We start from the raw sequence: 20575 nt of genomic DNA, 5'->3' as shown, positions 1-20575 counted from the left end.
AGCCTGCCTTTCATGAATACCTTGTTGGCGGCAATTTTTATTTGTTTTTTGATTTTTTTATAGCATTTTCAGTAGAATTGTCATTGTCGAAATATTCGGCTATAATTTGCTGAATTTTCTTTTCATTATTTAAAGTGTTTCTCAATGTCGAAACTAAAAAATCATAGTTTGTAAAATTAGTATTTGTATTAAGGATTTTATTAATCCAAGCCCACATTTTTTTATTTCCAATTTCTTTTTCAATTGCAATAAAAACTATTGGAGCATAATCATAAACAAAAGTCTGTCTATCTTCAATGACTTTTATTGATTTTATTTTGGAAATGGGTAAGGTTTTGAAGTCTTGTAAATTTTTAAATTTTTCTTCTAATTTTTTGTTATATAATTCTTTACCTAAAATTTCTTCAGTCAGTTTTAGGGATAAATATTCGGCAAATCCTTCCGAAATCATATCGCCAAGTTCTGAATTTGAAACTTTGTAAGTACCAAAATAGTAGTGTCCAAGTTCGTGCGCGATAAATTGTTTATACCATTTTTGATTTTCTTTTTCAAAAAGTGCTCCTAAACCATCATTTCCCCAACCAATTCCCATAATTGTTGGATATGAAACAAATAACCAACCATTATTTTTGGAAGTTGGTGTTGTATTTACAAAAATTGGCGGTTCTGTGAATTTTACTTTTATTTTATTTTCGTAAAACTGCTTAAACTGAGATATTGTGTTTGAAAAATCTTGAATGTCTTGTTTTGAAAATTTAGGGTTTAACAGAATTAAATCACCGTTATCTACATAATCATATTTACCACAAAATAATGTTAGTTCATAAGGTTGTTCACTCTTTAATATAGTTTTTGGGCTTTTTACAGGTTTATTTCCATTGATATAAATGGTAGCGCAATCAACGCATTCAAAGTCAATATCATAATACATTTTTTCATACGAAATGTCTTTTTCTGCATCGTAAATATATGGATACCATGCACTTTGTGAGCCATCTGTTCTTACAGAAAATCCATTAAATGCAATATTTCCTTTCCAATCTTGTCTTGAATAATTTTCAATAGTGTCATTTGCAATTGGAAATTTGCCAACATATCTAAATTGTAATTCATGTGGTAAAAACTTTCCTTTTCCAGTATTGTCTGCGAAATAATAGGCAGAACTTTCTCCCGTTGAAGTTGAATCTTTGTCTGATTTATTGAATACTAAAATAAATTCGTTCGGCTTTTTACTTTTAATATGCAGTAAATTCATTCCTGAATTTAATCGAATTAAATAGTCTTTAATTTTAGGAATATTACTAATAGTTAAATCACAATCAAAAGTCCCTTCATTTATAGAAATTTTCACTTTCCCTTTTATAGTTGGAGCAATTTCTTGGGAATACGAAAGGATTGAAATGCCTAAGCTCAATATAATGGATAATATTCGTTTCATTTTGTATAAATATAATTTTAATGGAGGTTTTAGATGAAATTGCCGCCAACGTTTTGCAGCTTTGTGTTCGGGCTGAATTTTTAGCACTAAACTTGATACGAAGCAAATATATGCAAAAAGCGTCAAACGAAGCATAAAACCTCGCTTGACGCTTTTTGGCAGTTACCTACTGTCGTTTCTGTTACTGCTCCCACTCAGGCATTAATTGTCTTGTCGCTACATTTAGCCGAGTAAACATATTCATTACTGAAATGAAAAGCACCAAAGCTGCTTTTTCTTTTTCACCGAAATGCGTTTCAACTTTAAGCCAAAGTTCGTCTGAAACAGATTCATACTTATTCTCTAATCTGGTAATTGCTTCGGTTAGTTCGAGTGCAGCCTGTTCAGATTCATTAAATAGTTTAGAATCTCTCCAAGATAATACATGTTCAATTCGGTCTCTTGTTACTGGATTGTCTTTAGCTTTTACAATTGCTTCACCAATACACAGTTCACAATTATTTATTTGTCCTACTCGTAGTCCAACATATTCAAGTAGTTCAAAAGATATACCGCTTTGGTATATTGAGCCCATCATTGTTTGAATGGCTGAATTTACGCCTAATACTAAGGCTGGATTTTTCATTCTTGATACCATATTCGTTTTATATTTTCGTTATGGCACAAAGGTATTTTGGGAATAAAAAATTTCTTTTTACAAATGATAAATAATTACTTTATAGCTCTAATTCTACTCAATGAAACTTGCGTTATGCCTAAATAGTTAGCAAGGTCGCCAAGGCTTATTCGTTGAAGTAAACTATTGTTTTCACAAATGAAGTTTTTGTAACGTTCTGTTGCATTCTCTTCAAGCATTTCGCTAATGCGTTTCATCATATTTATAGCGGTAAACGAATGTAATTTACTAAACAAGGTTTCAATACTATGATGCTTTTTACAAAGCGCAACTATTTGTTTTTTACTGATAGAATAAATTTCCGTATCCTCTAAAGCCAAAATCATATATTTAGACGGTTGCTCGGTGAGATAACTGCTAAATTCGGTAAACAACATATTTTCTTTAAAAAAGGTCATAATAAATTCCTTATCGTCTTTAAAAAAATGAGATTTTGTAAGTCCTGATTTTATGAAATAGTAATATTTACATGCTTGGTCTGCTTTTAAAATGAAGTCTCCTTTTGCAAAAGACATGAGTTCAAATGCACTTATAAGGTCTTCGCTTGCGGTGGTGTCAAGTGGCGTAATCTTATTTGTATATTCTAAAATTTCTTTCATATTGTTCTGTTTCTCCCCAATGTTTTAAGAGCCTTTCTTTACGTGTGTGGTAACTCTATATAAACGAAACTTATTGCGTTTATTACTCCTAAAATTAAGATAAACGGCAATGTTTCTGCAAGCATCTTGCTCGCTATTCCTCTGCAAAATCCAAAATATACCAAAAACATGCAAATAAGACATAGATTTATTTGCATGTTTTTGCTGTCTTTCCAAGAAGAAATATGATGTTATTTTAGCCCGAAATACAGCAACGCCACAGGCAACACAAAGAAAATGAGTAGCAAATACAAAAATGCGTTGCTGCGATTGGTGGTCAGTTTGCTGGCCGAACGCTTCACCAACCACACAAATTTTTGGCGCAAATTTGGAAACGGGAACAGTACCAACACACCGATAAGATTAAACAAAAGGTGCGTAATGGCAATACTAATGGCTGTTTCGCTGCGCGACACAGAGGCAAGCAAAGCCGTGATAGTCGTCCCGACGTTAGCGCCCATAATGAAAGGCAAAGACTTTTTGAGGGAAATACGTTCGCCTGCCACCAACGGAACCGTAAGCGAGGTAGTAGCCGCACTCGAACGCACCAAAGCCGTCAGGCCGATGCCCCAAAACAAGGCGATAAGGGGTTCTCCAAATACCTTATCTTCAATTAGTTGTTGTGCGCTACCAATCACCAAACCTTTCAGCACCGCCGAAAAACCAAACACCGAAGCTGGCAACAAAGCCACCGCCGTAAATAACGGAATTAGCACAGAGCCGCCCGTCTGTTGTTCGAACCAAGCCAGTAAAGGTTTGATGGCAAAAGATAAGAATGATTGCCCGTCAGTGCTGCCCGTTGAGAAAAGTTCTGCCAAATGTGTGGCCGTCCCCGAAAGTAACCCGAAGGCGTATTCCATCGGAAACAACAAAATCAGTGTCAGGATATTAAAAAAATGATGCCCCAGCGCAGCGGCAAAGGCTTTGCGGAACTGGCGTTTGTTATAGACGTGCGTAAAAGCCACGAGCATCGCCGTAATGGTTGTCCCGACGTTTGCACCCATCACCATGGGCACGGCTTGCGAGAGTTGCAACGTGCCTGATGCCACAGTAGCCACGATTAAAGCCGTAGTGGTGCTGCTACTCTGTACGGTAGCGGTAGCCAAAAGCCCTAAGCACAAACCTAATAGCGGATTGGAAAATGCTTGTCCAAATTGGTTGGTAAACATTTCGCTGTGCCCGCGAAATAGGGATTCTATCAGCTGTAACGAAAATAAAAAACCAAAAAGGCAAAATATTAATAAAAAGATTCTGACCACCACTTCTTGCCAACTAAGCTGGTGTTGCAGTGCATAGGATTTACTCAAAGCATTATTGTTTACAGAAAGAGCCAACGTTTTTTTATGCTAAAAAATTCTCTGAATCAATTTAAAATGGAGGCCTTTGAGAAAGGCTTACAAGATTTGGAATGTAAAAGAAGGGATCAATACTTTGAATATCAATAGGGCAGGAATGATTTAATTAAGATTTCATACAAACTTAACACAATCGCACCATTATTGGGCGAAGGGCTTGCAAATTATATTCGGAATGCTGATGTGAAATATTTGCTTATAAGTAAATATTTTGATGCAAAATTTAATAACGTAAATTGCTGATATTCTTGGTTTTGTAATTATTAAATTCTCCTTTTTGCGAAATTTTTTAGAAAAACATCAAACAATTGCTTAAATAATTTTATTTGGCAAAATTTCTTATTTTTGAAATAAAATATGTTTGGGGACGCGTGCTTCCCAACACAAAAACGGCGATTTTGGCGCACCTCAACAAATCTAAAAATACGGCCTGATGGCTACTGTTTGCGTGGGGTTTCATTTTTACAAACTTTAACTAACTTTGCGAGTGCCGAAGTGGGAAATCTACTCGGACGAACACCGACCAATACACCCAAAAAAATTTAATCAGGAAAACAAAAATAATATTTTCAAATGGCTCTTATTCAAATGGTTATGCCCAAAATGGGCGAAAGTATCATGGAAGGCACAGTGCTTTCTTGGCTCAAAAAAGTAGGCGATAAAATCGAACAAGACGAGGCAGTTTTGGAAGTGGCCACCGACAAAGTGGACACGGAAGTTCCTGCTACGCACGCTGGTTTTTTGAAAGAGATTTTGGTAAAAGAAGGAGACGTAGTGCCTGTGGGTAGCCCTATCGCTGTGATAGATACCGAAGCCAACGGAACAGCCTCTGCGCCAGCACCAACGCCAGCCGCCACTGTGGCAACTCCTGCTGCCGCTGCACCTGTTGCGGTAGCCAATCATAACCCTGTGGCCGAAGATGCTAACCGTTTTTACTCGCCTCTGGTGATGAGCATTGCTCGCGAAGAAAAAATTTCGATGCAGGAATTAGAAGCCATCGCAGGCACAGGAAAAGACAATCGCGTAACCAAAAAAGATATATTGGCTTATGTTGCTGACCGCACCGCAACTCCTGCCGTAGCCGCTGCGCCAGTGGTTGCCGCACCTGTGGCCGCTGCCGCACCTGTTGTGCAACCAACAGAAGTACAGCCAGTTAGTCAGCCTGCCGTTTCGTATAGCGGTGCTGCCGACATTATCGAAATGGACAGAATGCGCAAAATGATTTCGCAACGAATGGTGGATTCAAAACGTATTTCCCCACACGTAACCTCATTTGTGGAAGCGGACGTAACCAATGTGGTTTACTGGCGTAACCGCGTGAAAAACGAGTTCAAAAGCAAAGAAGGTGATGCCATTACGTTCACGCCAATATTTATTGAGGCGGTGGCGCGTGCCATCAAAGATTACCCGATGATAAACGCATCGGTGGAAGGCGATAAAATTATTGTGAAAAAAGACATCAATATCGGAATGGCGGTGGCTTTGCCAAGCGGAAACCTGATTGTGCCCGTGATTCGCAACGCCGACCAACTCAATATTGTTGGCCTGACCAAACGAGTAAATGATTTGGCACGCCGTGCACGCGAAAACAAACTGACTCCAGACGATTTGTCGGGTGGAACGTTCACGGTTTCTAACGTGGGTTCTTTTGGCAATGTAATGGGTACGCCGATTATCATGCAGCCGCAAATCGCGATTTTGGCTTTGGGTGCGATTCAGAAAAAACCAGCCGTAATCGAAACGCCGTTGGGCGATACGATTGGCATTCGTCACCTGATGTTCTTGTCGCATTCTTACGATCACCGCGTAGTAGATGGTTCGTTGGGCGGAATGTTCGTGCGCCGCGTGGCCGACTATTTGGAAGCCTTCGACCTGAACAGAAAATTATTCTAAGAGTTATATTTAGGCTATAAACACTACAAAATCTCCGTATCTGCATTGTTTTCAGGTACGGAGATTTTTTTGTTCAATAAAATTTAAAAAAAACTTTGAAGTATTACATAATGATATTATGTTTGCAATAAATATTCATTTATTGATTTAAAATTTACTTTTTTATGCAAAAGCTAAAACTCTTTACTTTCGTGGCTATACTGATGGCTGCGTTTTCGGCCTCAGGGCAAGTGCCATATTTTGAATGGGCGCGGAAAATTAGTTGTGATACCTGCCAAACAGGAAATAACACCATTATTTATTACGGTAAAATTACCTATAAAGATAATGTCGGTAATATGTATATTGTAGGTAGTTTATCTGATAGTATTGATTTTACAGATCCAGTCTTTCCATCTCATGATGATGTGGGAGCTTATATTGCTAAATATGATGTGAATGGCAATAAACTATGGGAACAGATGTTTTATTCAGGTTCGAGTATTACTGATATTTCCCACTTTAAAGTAGATGACCAAGGTAATATTTATATCGGGGGGCGTTTTTGGGAGTATATATCATTGGGTAATACTACATTAGAAGGAGGTGCTAATTCAACCTTTATCGCTAAACTGAATGCTAATAATGGCCAAGTCTTTTGGGCTAAGAAATTAGCTGAAGGGTATTTTATGGAGAATATTTCTATCGAAAATATGGTGATTGATAATCAAGGTAATACCTATATTCTTGAGTCGTTTGCCGATACAATTATTTATCAAAATCAAGTTTATGGTACAACTCCGCTTGATTCTTCAGGTTATATGTATGAAGACAATCGCTTGTTGATTAAATGTAATGCAGTAGGTGAGGTGGATTGGGTAAAACATATTGATTTTCATAATGAGAATGAGGTTCGTTCTGGTTTAGCATTAGATGCAGCAGGTAATATTTGGTTGGCAGGCTCATTTGATGATACATTGAATGTAGCGGGGGAAAGTTTGGTGAGTGCAGGACTAAGGGATATGGTTTTGTTGAAATATGCGCCTGATGGAACACTTTTGCTGAAGAAAAGAGCAGGAGGCACAGGGAACGATAATATAACGGGGATAGGAAAAAGTGGTAACGGAATTAGAGTAAGTTTTCAGGTATATTCCAGTACAGCGGATATTTGGGGTATGAGTGTTACGGGTGCAGCTTATGTAGGTTCTGAGTTTATTGCAGAATTAAATACTTCAGCCACAGCCACAGCTGTCAATCCTTTTAAAAGAGGGATTCGTGATTCGGAAGGTAATTACTATGTGTTAGAGTATGGCCAATATATAGCCAAAACAGATAGCTTAGGTAACTTACTTTGGAAAAAGAGCGGGAATTTTGCAAATATAATTGTTAATGCACCTAACGATCTAAATGCTATTATATATGGTGGCGGTTATGCGGATGGTTTGCAGACCCAAGTTGGCAGGATATATTTTACAAAATTAAGCATTGGCCATGAGATAAATGGCACGTTGAGTAGAGTTGCTTCTGCGTCAAGTTGTGCGGATACAAGTGGCCAAAAATTAGCTAATTGGGTAGTAAAGTCCGCAGAAGGCAATTACGCACTCACTGACGAAAATGGTCTTTATCGAATGGGTGTAGTCAAACAAGCGGCTACGACGTATCATGTACAACCCGTAATCCCTGCGTATTTAGAAAACATGGCGGTTCAGGTATGTCCGACAGGAGCGCAGGCCGTTAGTGTGGCGGAAAGCAATACACCGTTGGTGGTTTCAGATAAAAACTTTGGTTTTCAGATAGCCGATTGTCATAAGCTAATGGTTGGTATTAACGAAGGTCGTTTAAGACCTTGCTCTAAAACTCAAACAATTGTTTGGTATCGTAATGTGGGAACAGTTGCCGCACCGAATGCTTATGTTTTGGTAAAATTCCCAGCGTATTTAGTTCCGAAGCAAAGTGCCTTGTCATGGAGCTTGGTAGATGCCGCTACGCATACCTATCGTTTTGAGTTGGGCAGTGTTGCCGCAGGTACTAATACCTATTTTACGGTTCAAGATTCGGTTTTGTGTAATGCACCGATGGGTTATACGTTGTGTGCGCAAGCGAGTATTTATCCAGTGTCGGATTGTCCGTTGCCGAGCAACTGGAACGGCGCGGCGGTAAGTGTGAAAGGTTCTTGCGTAGGCAATGGCATGGTTCGTTTGGGAATTTATAACCCAACAGCCAACAATATGAGCGATTCGGTGAATTATAAAGTGTATTACGATTCGTTGCTGATAGCGCAGAAAAAAGTGAAATTGGCGGCTTCCGATTCTCTTAATTTTCAAGTGTTAGCCAATGGCCATACGATTCGCTTGGAAGCCGAGCAAGTAGCCAACCACCCAACCGAGCAGCAAGTAAGCGTAGTAGTAGAAGGTTGCGTACAGGCGGGCGGCACCGTTACGACAGGTTTTGTAGATGCGTTTTCGGCGAATAATACGGTGAATACAGCGACGAGTTGCGACCAAGTGCGCAATAGCTATGACCCCAACGACAAACAAGTATTTCCGCGTGGTTTGACATCTGAAAACATTGTAGCACCGAACACGGAATTAGAATACCTAATTCGTTTCCAAAATACAGGCAACGACACGGCGTATGTGGTAACGGTTGTAGATACTTTGTCGGAGAAATTGGATATAGAAAGCTTGCGTTTGGGCGTGATGTCGCATAAAGGCAAAATTGATTTACAGACGTTGAACGGTAAAACGTATTTGCGTTGGACGTTTGCCAACATCATGTTGCCAGACAGCGGCGCAAATCAGTTGGGAAGCAATGGTTTTGTACAATTCTATATCAAACCCTTGTCGAGCAATGCTTTAGGAACAAAAGTGCGCAACAAGGCCGCTATTTATTTCGACTATAACGCGCCAGTGATAACGAACGAGACGGTAACAACGTTTGACAATATCGTGTATAGCAATCCGAGTTTGGGTGGCAACGTGATAACAGGCAGCAAACAAAATGTGGTTAACGGTTCATGGTTGTTGTGGCCAAACCCAGCGAAAGGGGAGTTTCATGTGAGTTTGTCTGAGCGTTCGGAAGTAACGGTAACAGACGTAACAGGCAAGGTTTATTATACCCAAAAACAAGAGGCTGGCGCGAATACAGTTCGTTTGTCGGACTATGCTTCAGGCCTTTACTTCGTGAAAGTATCGGACAGCAAAGGTGTAAGTATGAAGAAAATCGTGTTGGAGTAATCATTAAAATAAAAGCAGAATGCCCACGACAATATCGTGGGCATTCTGCTTTTATACGTATCTAGTTCAAACTATTTTCCTCTAATAATATCCACGGGGTCAATGCGTGAGGCCTTGCGAGCAGGAATATAACCCGCCAAAGCTGTCGAAATGATGGCAAAGGCAAAACCTGCTACATAAAACATCGGATCAAAGTTAATATTAAGGTGGTCGAGGGTTACAAGCCCTTTGATTTTTACCTCTACCATTGCCGCAATACGACAAACTACATAGCCAAATATTAAGCCCAACACGCCACCAGCAAACCCAATGACGAGGGCTTCTATCATAAACAAATTACGAATATCGCGGTTTTTGAAGCCAATTGATTTGAGAATGGCGATGTCGGTCATTTTTTCGTAAATCATCATCATCAGGATATTGAAAATCCCGAAACCCGCCACAATCAGAATGGAAACAATTACCATGTAGGTCGCAAGGTTTTGAATTTTAAATACGCCAAAAATACCTGCATTGGCATCTTTCCACGTTTGAGCACGATAACCAAACATTTTTTCATATTCTGTCGAAAGAATATCCGCGTGGTCAGGATTTTTGAGTTTGATATTAATATCTGTTACATAATAAGAGTCCGCATTCATGAGTTTTTGGGCACTGCGCAAATTCATCATGGCACGCACATCGTCGATGGCCGTAATACCCGTCTGTGTGATGCCGACTACTTTCATGTCCACTACCGCAAACGTGGTGCTGACCGTGATAATGTCATCAACTTTCGCGCCCAGCTTTTCGGCTACGCCTTTGCCCAAAATAATGCCGTTATTGATGGTTTTTAGGCGCATGACATCACCCGCAATTTGGTCGCGGTGCACATTAAACAACCGATTTTCTTTGTCGATGTCTACGCCCGCAATAGTGGCGGGAAGCTCTTTAAAACCAGCCTTAAAGATGGCTTGTGTACCCACAAAAGGAGCAGCACCTTGTATTTCGGGATTACGTTCTATAATTTCAATAATACCATTGCTATTATGAATGCGTTTGTCCACATCTTTTTGCTTTTGATTGCGTAGCACTGTCCAGTGATTAGGGTCTGGCGACATTTTCTCGACAATGCTGGGTGGATATTTTTCGGGGTCGTTGAAAATGTGCAGGTGAGGCGAATTATTAATGATTTTGTCAATCATATAGTTTTGTAAACCCGTAATAATACCAGCCTGAAAGATAAAAACGGTAATGCCGAACATTACACCCAGCATGGCTACAATTGTTTGGCGATGTTTGGACACCAAATGCACAAAGGCGATGCGCAGAATCGTATTTTTTTTGAATATATTCATTTAAGAAAAGAAAACAATGCTAATATTCCCCAATAATCACCTTTGATAGTCAGTTGTTTGGGCTTTTAGGTAAAAATGACTAGTGATTTAAGATGCGAAAATCATATAACTAATCTACAATCGCAAACTCCAAATTCATAAAACAGTACATTATCGGTGTTGCCATCTACAAAAAATACGTACCACAAACCCAAAATATTTGCATCTTGCGGCAGCACTATCAAATCTTATTCTAATGTCTAAACTAATTCTTAAAAATCTGGACGAGGCACTAGCTGAGTTGGATAAAATCGCAGCAAAACACAATGTTCAGACCGTCAATTGGTCGGCGTATCGTATTTTTCAGCACTGCGCCCAAACCATAGCATATTCCATGACGGGCTACCCCGCCCAGAAACCCAAGTGGCTGCAATGGACGATTGGCAAACTCGCTATTTTTAAATTCTTACGTCAGGGCTATATGAGCCACGATTTGGCCGCGCCTGTGCCAGGTTCGCCCGCTTTGCAGACAGAAGGTACAACCGCCGAAGGTATCGCACTTTTACGCGAAACGATTCAGCAGTTTAAGGCTTTTGAAAAACCCCTGCAACCACATTTGTTTTTTGGAACATTGTCCAAACAAGAATACGATCAATATTTTGCCATGCACCTAGCCGACCACCTGTCGGAAGTGAAGTATTAAATTTTTCTTAATGGAAACAATGTAATAATCGAGGTTTGTTATTGGTATTAATCAAGTAAACGAATTACTACAACGTTTGCATTTGAGCCAAAATACAAGTTGATTATGCGCTATCTTGTTTTTTTATCAAAAAAAACTTTGCTTTGAATCGTATTATACGATATAAACCAATTTAACGGAAACAAATAATTTTTTAGGTGTATGGATATTCCTCAACAAGAAGGCGAACCTTTATTGCTCAGTTATAAAGAAACTGGCAAAGGTTTACCTGTCGTGCTTTTACATGGGTTTTGCGAAACAAAAGAGATTTGGAAAAACTTTGTCCCTGTTTTGTCCAAAAACTATCGTGTCATTACGGTAGATCTGGCAGGTTTTGGGAAAAATCCGCCACTTACGCACGCGCTTACTATCGGCGATATGGCCGAAGATGTATATCATTTGCTCAAGCATCTGAACGTAGAACAATGCGTAATGATTGGCCATTCGATGGGCGGTTATGTGGCATTGGCTTTTGCAGAGAAGTTTTCTCAACGCCTCAAAGGATTGGGTTTATTTCATTCCACAGCGCACGCCGACAGCCTCGAAAAACGCCAAGGCCGCACCAAAACGCTGGATTATATAGACCGCTACGGAGTAGCCGAATTTGTGGAAGAGTTCGTAACGCCTTTGTTTTTTGAAGGCCGCCGCAAAGAACTCAAAGACGAAATCAAGTTTGTAACAGATATGGGCAAGGCTACGCCAAAATCGACAGTAGTAGAAGCAATTAAGGCTATGCGCGACCGCAAAGACCGCACAAAGGTTCTGGAAAAAGCTAATTTCCCGATTTTGTTCATTGTTGGCCGCAACGACTCGGCTATCAATTTTGTGCATACCAGCGCACAATTTATTATCCCCGAAAATGCCACGGTGCATATTTTGAACAATACAGGACACATGGGAATGTTTGAGCGCGAAAAAGAGACATTGCGCATGGTCAAGCACTTTTTGGAAGATGTAGAGGTGCACGCGTAATCTCATTTTTATTACTAATGTATGAAAAAGGCTATGTTGCGATAGGTGTTAGCAACGTAGCCTTTTGGTATTTTTAGTAGAAAAGAAATTTCTATAAAATTGACTTTCTCATAAAATACGCACAACTTGGACTTTACTTTTCAGTAAAAACCAATTAAAGTAGATTTTCAAAATAATTTATTACACACATTAAAGACTAAACGTACTTTTATGGCAAACCTTTTCGCAACCAAATCATTAACAAAGCTATTATCCGAATCTTCGGACGAGCATAACTCGCTCAAGCGCACGCTTGGCCGTTGGAATCTCGTTTCGTTGGGTATCGGTGCTATTATTGGGGCGGGTATTTTCGTTCTTACAGGACAAGCAGCCGCCAACTATTCGGGGCCTGCGGTAGTTCTTTCATTTATGGTCGCGGCGATTGCCTGCGCTTTTGCGGGGCTTTGTTATGCCGAATTTGCCTCTATGATTCCGATTGCGGGAAGTGCTTACACGTATGCGTATGCGACTTTGGGCGAGTTTATCGCTTGGATTATTGGCTGGGATTTGATTTTGGAATATTTGTTCGGAGCTTCTACGGTGGCCGTTGGTTGGTCGGGCTATGTGGTCAGTTTCCTCAAAGACTGGGGCGTTACTGTTCCGCAAGCCATTTCGAGTGCCCCTTTTGCTTACGACACCGCTACTGGACAATGGTCTTCTACGGGTGCGATTGTTAATTTCCCTGCCGTGTTCATTATTTTGGTAATGACTGCACTTTTGGTAACGGGTATCAAAGAATCGGCAAACTTTAACAATGTTATTGTATTCGTGAAAGTTGTCGTGATTTTGCTTTTCATTGCTTTTGGTATCAGTTACGTAGTGCCCGAAAACTGGCATCCGTTTATTCCTGAAAATCAAGGCGAATTTGGCCATTTCGGTTGGAGCGGTGTGTTCCGTGCCGCTGGCGTTATTTTCTTTGCGTATGTGGGCTTCGATGCCGTTTCGACTGCTGCGCAAGAAGCCAAAAACCCTCAAAAAGATATGCCTTGGGCTATTTTAGGTTCGTTGGCCGTGTGTACGGTTATTTATGTGTTGGTTGGTTTGGTAATGACGGGTATTGTTTCTTATCCGAAATTGAATGATGCTGCCCCTGTGGCCGTAGCCGTAAACACAGCAGGCGAGGGCATGAATTGGCTTCGTACACCAATCAAAATTGGTGCGATTGCAGGTCTTAGCTCTGTAGTTTTGGTAATGTTGATGGGTCAGCCTCGTATTTTCTTTGCTATGTCTCGCGATGGTTTGTTGCCTGCCTCTTTCAGCAAAGTGCATCCAAAATACCAAACGCCTTATGTTACAACCATTATTTCGGGTAGCGTAGCGGCTTTGGTGGCTGGTCTTTTCCCCATCAATATTTTGGGTGAGTTGGTATCTATCGGTACGTTGCTTGCCTTCGTGATTGTATGCGGCGGTATTTTGGTACTTCGCTACAAACGCCCAGACATTAACCGTCCGTTCAAAACACCACTATTCCCAGTGCTTCCAATCTTGGGTATTTTGTCTTCGTTGGGCGTAATGGCTACGCTGCCTGGTGATACTTGGTTACGTTTGATTATTTGGATGGTGTTGGGTATCGTGATTTACTTTGCGTATGGCCGCAAGCACAGCAAAGTAAGCAACCAACCTGCCGAATAGTTCTTGGTAGAAAAATATACACAAAGAAGTCCGCTAAAGCATTGATTTTAGCGGACTTCTTTTGTTTTTGGGGAAGATGCCACACCTAATGGCTTTTGTTCCTGATTTTTAAATAAATCCGTTAGGATTAGAATCTTTGTAGAAGTTTATACATCAATTATTTTCTAAGAAGTTGGCGTAATCAAAATTTTAAATTTTAATGAACACAAAAACGCCTCTCAAATCACTGCTTGAGAGGCGTTTTTGTTGGTATTCGTAATGGTAAATTCTTATTTGAATGCTGGAATACCTGTAATTTCATTACCCAAAATGAGCAAGTGAATATCGTGTGTTCCTTCGTAAGTAATCACCGATTCGAGGTTGGCCATGTGGCGCATGATTGGGTATTCGCCCGTAATGCCCATGCCGCCATGAATTTGGCGTGCTTCGCGTGCGATGTGCAAAGCCATGTCCACGTTATTGCGTTTGGCTGTTGAGATTTGCGCAGTTGTGGCACGGCCTTCGTTTTTGAGTTGTCCCAGACGCAAAGCCAACAATTGTGCTTTGGTGATTTCGGTTAAAAATTCAGCTAACTTCTTCTGTACCAATTGGAAAGAAGCGATAGGTTTGCCAAATTGGATACGTTCTGCCGCGTATTTGCGAGCCGACTCGTAGCAGTCCATTGCTGCGCCAATAGCTCCCCACGCGATGCCATAACGTGCCGAATCCAAGCACATAAGCGGCGCACCCAAGCCCGATTTGTTTGGCAAAAGGTTTTCTTTTGGCACTTTTACGTTATCAAATACCAACTCGCCTGTGCAGCTTGCACGCAAAGACCATTTGTTATGTGTTTCTGGCGTGGTGAAACCTTCCATGCCGCGTTCCACGATAAGCCCATGAATACGACCTTCTTCGTTTTTCGCCCAAACTACGGCCACATCTGCACGCGGTGCGTTAGAAATCCACATTTTAGCCCCGTTCAGCAAATAATGGTCGCCCATGTCTTTGAAGTTGGTTACCATGCCCGCAGGATTTGAGCCGTGGTCGGGTTCGGTAAGGCCAAAACTGCCCAGCCATTCGCCAGATGCCAATTTTGGTAAATATTTTTTGCGTTGCGCCTCGTTGCCGAAAGCATAAATAGGATACATCACCAACGAACTTTGCACGGAAACCGTCGAGCGCATACCAGAATCGCCGCGTTCAATTTCTTGCATGATAAGGCCGTAAGAAATGTAATCAAGACCGCCGCCGCCGTATTCGGTCGGGATAGTTGGGCCAAACGCGCCCACGTCACCGAATTTGCGTACCAAATCGTAAGGGAAATATGCTTTTTGACAACAATCTTCGATGATTGGCGAAATTTCTTTTTTCACGAACTCGCGCACCGTGCCACGAATAAGTTTGTGTTCTTCGGTGAGCAAGTCGTCAATGTTATAAAAATCTGGCGACTCGAATGTGTCCGTAGCCGTGCGGCGTTGAATTTGTTCTTCTGTAGAATACATTGTTTTGAAATAATGTTTTTTGATGGGTACGAACCCGATGTATTGATAGATTGTTTGGCGGCAAATATAGAGAAATACCGCAAATTTTTAGAATGGAACTTTAATTGTACAGATTTCCTAAAATAAAATGTAAAAATACTTGCAAGTTTTGTTTGTTTTGGGGACTTTGCAACAGAAAACGGCGGGCAAATAGCTTGCTAAAGTGCTCATTTTAAATCTTAAACATACTTTATGGATTTCATGATTAGTTCGCCGCTCGGTAATTCCGTAATTTCGGCAGGTCTGGGATTATTTTTATTTTCGCTCATGGCCTTAATTGCCGTAGAGCTCAAAAATTCAAACTCTAAAGTGCAATCTTTTCTCTGGATTTTCTTTTCGTTCTTTTTGCCATTTTTGCCAATCGTGTATTTTGTGCGTTTGGGAATGAATAGTTTGAAAAGAAAACAAGCATCGGTTTAGGTAAATATAGTGAGCTTAATGTATTTAACCCTTAACCAGATTTATTATGAATGAAAACACAAAACTAGGTATATTTGTACTTGTTACTTCGTTTTTAGGTAGTTATGCAAGTATATTAATGGGAATTTCTCATGATTACCTAAAGAGCATTCCGTTTTCAATCGTTTTTATGTTTACGTCTTTTATAATATATTATAGGCTAAACAAAAAATTGAAAAGCAGGTAAATATTATGAGTAAGGTTTCCCCCCTTGTACAGACACTATAACCATTAAATCAAATATTATGAATATAAATGAAAGAATAAAACTACTGTTAGTTGTTGTATTTTCTTCATTTGCGTGCAATTATATCAGTAAGAGAATAGGCATTTATGATGATTACGTAAAGTTTATCCCTTTTTCGTTGGTTTTTATGCTTACGTCGGTTATCGCATACTATAGCATACTCAAAATGCTGAAAAAAAGGCAATAGGGTATAAATCTCGTATTCTTTATCGTTTTTTCTCACAGGCTTCGGAACGCTCCGAGGCCTGTTTTTTTTTATGCAAAATGCGGATGTGGCGGGGCGCGTTTGTGTGTGTAATTATGCTACAAAGATACGAAGCCTAAAGGCTTTGTGTTGGCGGCAATAAATGCCATTAACCCGTTAGGGTTGGAATCTTGGTAGTAAATTGAAGGCGATAGGCTTTGAACGCCGTAGGTGTGGCATCTTGCCTGCACGTTGCCAGAAATTTTAAAAGAATTGTTTTGATTATCAGTAAATTATTAGGTGTGGAAAACTTTTTGTTGGAGGCTTGTCACCCTTTTTATCTTCGAGAAACGTCTTGTATGCGTACAGATTTATTTAAACCGAAAATAACCTAAAAGTGCCAAAATTTTGGGTAGGGGACATTATGTGTTTTAGTGTGATTATTTTTAAAAAAAATACGAAAATATTTTGATACAATTAACGTGTGTGTTATGTTTGCACTCACAACGTTGTTAATAATATTAAGCACCATAACCTGTTTGATTATGGTTACTTGTGGGAAAATAAGCCGAACAGATACTAAAATAAGATAGTAGGCATGAAAATTAAATCTAAATTTTGTACAATGAAAAAAAAGTATTTATTATGTTTTTGCGCTTGTCGCATTCGTTTTTGCTTGTAATAAGTCTGATTTGCCCAAGGCTTCTTCTGGAGATGGTAGTGCGGAGATTGGTGCTGTTATACTAACTCCTGAGTTAATAGGTAAATCTCACAATGAAATCATAGAATATATAGACCATAATGTTGTTTTAGGTAAGGGAGATTCTCTTGATTTAAAAGCAATTGATGAGGCATGCTTAACGCAATTATTACAATATAATTCTGAGACTCATTTATTGCAATTAAGTGATGATGAGATTAAGGCATCTTACTATAAAAGGGATGAACTTTATACTCCAGAAAATTATTCATCTTTAAACCTTAAAGATGCTTATGTTGATAATGCTAAACGACTGGTTTCTATCCCGAACGTTCTGAGCCAGCAGGAGTTTGCTATTGTAGAGGAATTGTTTATAGCCATTGAGGATAGTAAGAAACTAACCAATAGAAGTGATGCTTACAAGGCGGTGAAGTCATCAATTCAAAAGGCAAGTAGTTCTATTGATAATTTGAAGTTAGATTATTCGGTACATCAAGGTTATGTTTCTAGACTCACAATTGCAGTTGCAGCAAATTCTTTAGAATATTGGTATCAGTATCATCAAAATACTCAAAATCCGCCATCATTGCCTATTTGGGTTGGAATGGATGCTATGGGTGCGTTGGTAGGTGCTGGGGTTTCAATAGGAAATGATTGGATAGATGGTCATCCAATAAATTGGGGACATGCTGGAATGGGTGCTTTGGGAGGAGCAATTGGAGGTTCTGTTCCAAGCACTAGATGGTTCAAAGCTGTTTTTGTCTAATGTTTAATTGATGCTAGTACTTAAATTTATAAAATAAAATACTTAACCCTTAATTATAGTTTTATGAGTATAGCAGAAAGAATAAAACTACTGTTAGTTGTTGTATTTTCTTCATTTGCGTGCAATTATATCAGTAAGAGAATAGGCATTTATGATGATTACGTAAAGTTTATCCCTTTTTCGTTGGTTTTTATGCTTACGTCGGTTATCGCATACTATAGCATACTCAAAATGCTGAAAAAAAGGCAATAGGGTATAAATCTCGTATTCTTTATCGTTTTTTCTCACAGGCTTCGGAACGCTCCGAGGCCTGTTTTTTTTTATGCAAAATGCGGATGTGGCGGGGCGCGTTTGTGTGTGTAATTATGCTACAAAGCCTAAAGGCTTTGTGGTGTTGGTGGCGATAAATGCCATTAAACCCGTTAGGGTTGGAATCTTGGTAGAAAAAGAGAAGGCGATAGGCTTTGAACGCCGTAGGTGTGGCATCTTGTCTGCACGTTGCCAGAAATTTTAAATTGATTGTGTCGATTATCAGTAAATTATTAGGTGTGGAAAACTTTTTGCTGGAGGCTTGTCACCCTTTTTGTCTTCGAGAAACGTCTTGTATGTGTACAGATTTATTTAAACCGAAAATAACCTAAAAGTGCCGAAATTTTGGGTAGGGGAGATTTTGCACTTTGGTGTGGTTATTTAAAAATTAAATATAAAAATATTTGCAATTATTCGCTGTGTTTCGGATTTTAGTGGGGGATGGTATATAAAGTATTTGTAGTTTATTCCTGCTTTATAGCTAATGCTATCATGTGAAGTTAGTGGCAATTTATATAAACAATTTTTATTTAAAATTTAAATATTATAATTATGAAAAATTTACAAGGTTTTTTATTGTTTTTTTTCTCGGTTTTTTCTTTTTGAGTTCTAAAGCTGAAGAGGTTGTTAAGGATAAAATCAGCACATCTTCCATGAGAGTTGGTGAAATTACTTCAAGAAAAGATATGGAGGCTCTCAACTTAGATAAAAAGTTTGGATTAAGCGAGAAAGTTTATAATGAGTTTTTAAATAGTCTTACTTTTGAAAATGGGGTATTTGTTGGAGCTATATATGATGGAGTAGAAAGAGAATTATTAGATACGAAATCTAGTGATGCTTTTTGGGCGTATTTTGGTATTTCCCTCAGATCTCCGCAGCCATCAAAAAAATGCTACAATATTCGATAGGCTAGCCTAAACGAGGTCATTGCAAATCAAATAACCGATGGATTTGTGTGATTAGATGCGATGACAACATCAAGTTAGAGAATTAAGACGTTAGATTGCCACTAACGTTTTTTGTTATTATATATAGTAGATTTTGGTAAACAAAGTAAAATAGAAAATCTGAGTAATTTATATAAAAATATACTTTTGTTAATTATATAAACATAAAAGGTTTGAAAAATTACGATGAATTTCCAATACTTTATTTATATGATACAAGAAAAAAACTCATCTGGCAGAAATCAGGCTGGTTTAGTAAGAACCTAAAAATTATAGATAGAAAAATAAAAAAATATAATTAAAATAGTTGCATGGCTTCTTTTATTTTTCTCCCATTTCATTCATCAAATTGAGGGTAAAGCAAGCGGCAAGGCCAGCCGTTTCGGTGCGAAGGCGGCTTTCGCCCAGCGTAACTGCCCCAAAACCCGCTTCTTTGGCCATGTCTATTTCTTCGGGCGCAAAATCTCCTTCAGGACCAATCAGGATACAGTATTTTTGCTGTGGGCGAATGGCTTTGTGCAGCGGCAAGCGTTCGCCTTCCTCTAAATGCGCAATCCATTTTTGGTCGGCGGTGCATTGTTTCAGAAATTGTTTGTAAGAAATCATCTCGTGAAGCACAGGCACATACATTTTCAGGGATTGTTTGGCGGCACTGATGGCCACTTTTTCCAAACGCTCCAAATTGATTTGTTTGCGCTCTGAGTGTGCAGTGTTTAGGAAAGTAATTTCCTCAATGCCCATTTCTACGGCTTTTTCCAACATCCATTCGATGCGGTCAATGTTTTTGGTCGGCGCAATGGCCAAATGAATGGCAAAAGGTCGCGGCGGCGTGTAGCTGCGTTCTTGTATGCGAAACTGGCATTTTTTGGGGTGTGCGTCGGTGATGATGGCCGTGTACAAATAGCCTTTGCCGTCGGTTAGGTGCAGCGTATCGCCTACTTCTTTGCGCAGCACGCGCACGATGTGTTTGGACTCGTCTTCGTCGAAATGCGTAACGTTTTGGCAGTCGGCCAAATAAAATAATTGCATAAATTCACTAAATCTATTTCATAAAAAAACAACCGCCTGTCGGTCAGTGAGTTGTCCAACAAGCGGTTTGGGTTTTAATCTGCTAAAAGCAAATGAGTCTTAGCGATTTGTATATTTTTTTACCAATTCAACTACTGAATCAAAGTTAAGTGGCTTTGGCAAATATTCATTGAATCCCACTTCTTTAAAATCGTGCATGGTGTAGCCTTTAGCATTGCCCGAAATGGCAATAATAGGCACATTGGCTTTTTCTGGATTAGAAAGGTGGCGGATTTCGCGCGCGCACTCCATTCCGTCCATTATCGGCATATTTATATCCATCAGGATAACATCAATCGTGTTATCGTTGAGGAGCTCTAATACTGCTTGTCCGTTTTTGGCCGACAAAATCTCGAAATTTTGGAATTGTAAGATTTTTTTTGCCAAATTCTGAATAACCGAACTGTCTTCGGCTATAAGCACCGTCTTTGTCATTGGTAGATAGATTTACTGCTTAAT

General features: G+C 39.4%; 17 protein-coding genes. 9 read left to right on the top strand and 8 right to left on the bottom strand.

Going from position 1 to position 20575, the window contains the following annotated elements:
• Positions 1–37: 37 nt before the first annotated feature.
• The 4 genes from BM090_RS09925 to BM090_RS09910 all read right to left on the bottom strand — a co-directional run bounded on the left by BM090_RS09925 (position 38) and on the right by BM090_RS09910 (position 4011).
• Positions 38–1438: a gluzincin family metallopeptidase gene (locus tag BM090_RS09925; protein WP_091512104.1), complete on the bottom strand. Its 1401-nt coding sequence runs from the start codon at positions 1436–1438 to the stop codon at positions 38–40.
• Between the two features lie 181 nt (positions 1439–1619).
• Positions 1620–2063 carry a carboxymuconolactone decarboxylase family protein gene (locus tag BM090_RS09920; RefSeq protein ID WP_177199899.1) on the bottom strand — a complete coding sequence of 148 codons (444 nt, stop codon included), beginning with the start codon at positions 2061–2063 and terminating at the stop codon, positions 1620–1622.
• A gap of 86 nt (positions 2064–2149) precedes the next feature.
• Positions 2150–2713, bottom strand: coding sequence for a Crp/Fnr family transcriptional regulator (locus tag BM090_RS09915; protein WP_091511760.1), 564 nt, complete (start codon positions 2711–2713; stop codon positions 2150–2152).
• A 230-nt stretch (positions 2714–2943) separates the two neighbouring features.
• A complete protein-coding gene (locus BM090_RS09910) occupies positions 2944–4011 on the bottom strand; it encodes a Na/Pi symporter (RefSeq protein ID WP_262487662.1) in 1068 nt (355 codons plus the stop codon).
• A gap of 669 nt (positions 4012–4680) precedes the next feature.
• On the opposite strand from BM090_RS09910, the gene BM090_RS09905 reads away from it, so the two are divergent.
• A complete protein-coding gene (locus BM090_RS09905; RefSeq protein WP_091511755.1) occupies positions 4681–6000 on the top strand; it encodes a dihydrolipoamide acetyltransferase family protein in 1320 nt (439 codons plus the stop codon).
• Positions 6001–6164: 164 nt separating this feature from the next.
• Complete coding sequence (locus tag BM090_RS09900; protein WP_091511751.1) at positions 6165–9215, top strand: T9SS type A sorting domain-containing protein; 3051 nt, start codon at positions 6165–6167, stop codon at positions 9213–9215.
• A gap of 71 nt (positions 9216–9286) precedes the next feature.
• Here BM090_RS09900 and BM090_RS09895 read toward each other — a convergent pair whose 3' ends face one another.
• A complete protein-coding gene (locus tag BM090_RS09895; RefSeq protein ID WP_091511748.1) occupies positions 9287–10552 on the bottom strand; it encodes an ABC transporter permease in 1266 nt (421 codons plus the stop codon).
• Positions 10553–10787: 235 nt separating this feature from the next.
• On the opposite strand from BM090_RS09895, the gene BM090_RS09890 reads away from it, so the two are divergent.
• The 3 genes from BM090_RS09890 to BM090_RS09880 all read left to right on the top strand — a co-directional run bounded on the left by BM090_RS09890 (position 10788) and on the right by BM090_RS09880 (position 13916).
• Positions 10788–11234 (top strand): DUF1569 domain-containing protein, encoded by a 447-nt coding sequence (locus BM090_RS09890; RefSeq protein WP_091511744.1) that lies wholly within the window; start codon positions 10788–10790, stop codon positions 11232–11234.
• Positions 11235–11435: 201 nt separating this feature from the next.
• The gene (locus tag BM090_RS09885; protein WP_091511740.1) at positions 11436–12245 is read left to right on the top strand and encodes an alpha/beta fold hydrolase; all 810 of its coding nucleotides are present in this window, start codon (positions 11436–11438) and stop codon (positions 12243–12245) included.
• A gap of 210 nt (positions 12246–12455) precedes the next feature.
• A complete protein-coding gene (locus tag BM090_RS09880; protein WP_091511737.1) occupies positions 12456–13916 on the top strand; it encodes an amino acid permease in 1461 nt (486 codons plus the stop codon).
• A 269-nt stretch (positions 13917–14185) separates the two neighbouring features.
• Here BM090_RS09880 and BM090_RS09875 read toward each other — a convergent pair whose 3' ends face one another.
• Positions 14186–15397 (bottom strand): acyl-CoA dehydrogenase family protein, encoded by a 1212-nt coding sequence (locus tag BM090_RS09875; RefSeq protein WP_091511733.1) that lies wholly within the window; start codon positions 15395–15397, stop codon positions 14186–14188.
• 231 nt (positions 15398–15628) lie between these two features.
• Here BM090_RS09875 and BM090_RS09870 point away from each other — a divergent pair, with 231 nt between their 5' ends.
• The 4 genes from BM090_RS09870 (at position 15629) to BM090_RS09855 (ending at position 19009) form a co-directional block, all read left to right on the top strand.
• The gene (locus BM090_RS09870; protein WP_091511730.1) at positions 15629–15856 is read left to right on the top strand and encodes a hypothetical protein; all 228 of its coding nucleotides are present in this window, start codon (positions 15629–15631) and stop codon (positions 15854–15856) included.
• Positions 15857–17018: 1162 nt separating this feature from the next.
• Entirely contained in the window at positions 17019–17792 is a 774-nt protein-coding gene (locus BM090_RS09865; RefSeq protein ID WP_091511726.1) for a hypothetical protein, read from the top strand.
• Positions 17793–18114: 322 nt separating this feature from the next.
• Positions 18115–18306 (top strand): hypothetical protein, encoded by a 192-nt coding sequence (locus BM090_RS09860; protein ID WP_091511723.1) that lies wholly within the window; start codon positions 18115–18117, stop codon positions 18304–18306.
• A 289-nt stretch (positions 18307–18595) separates the two neighbouring features.
• Positions 18596–19009 carry a hypothetical protein gene (locus BM090_RS09855; protein WP_091511720.1) on the top strand — a complete coding sequence of 138 codons (414 nt, stop codon included), beginning with the start codon at positions 18596–18598 and terminating at the stop codon, positions 19007–19009.
• A gap of 360 nt (positions 19010–19369) precedes the next feature.
• Here BM090_RS09855 and BM090_RS09850 read toward each other — a convergent pair whose 3' ends face one another.
• Together BM090_RS09850 and BM090_RS09845 are read right to left on the bottom strand one after the other, a co-directional pair.
• Positions 19370–20077, bottom strand: coding sequence for a 16S rRNA (uracil(1498)-N(3))-methyltransferase (locus BM090_RS09850; protein ID WP_091511718.1), 708 nt, complete (start codon positions 20075–20077; stop codon positions 19370–19372).
• 99 nt (positions 20078–20176) lie between these two features.
• Positions 20177–20551 (bottom strand): response regulator, encoded by a 375-nt coding sequence (locus tag BM090_RS09845; RefSeq protein ID WP_091511715.1) that lies wholly within the window; start codon positions 20549–20551, stop codon positions 20177–20179.
• Between the last annotated feature and the right edge of the window lie 24 nt (positions 20552–20575).

The organism is Flexibacter flexilis DSM 6793 (assembly GCF_900112255.1).
Taxonomy (GTDB): domain Bacteria; phylum Bacteroidota; class Bacteroidia; order Cytophagales; family Flexibacteraceae; genus Flexibacter; species Flexibacter flexilis.
The sequence above is the reverse complement of the archived record's forward strand: the minus strand, read 5'-3'. Positions and strand labels throughout refer to the sequence as shown.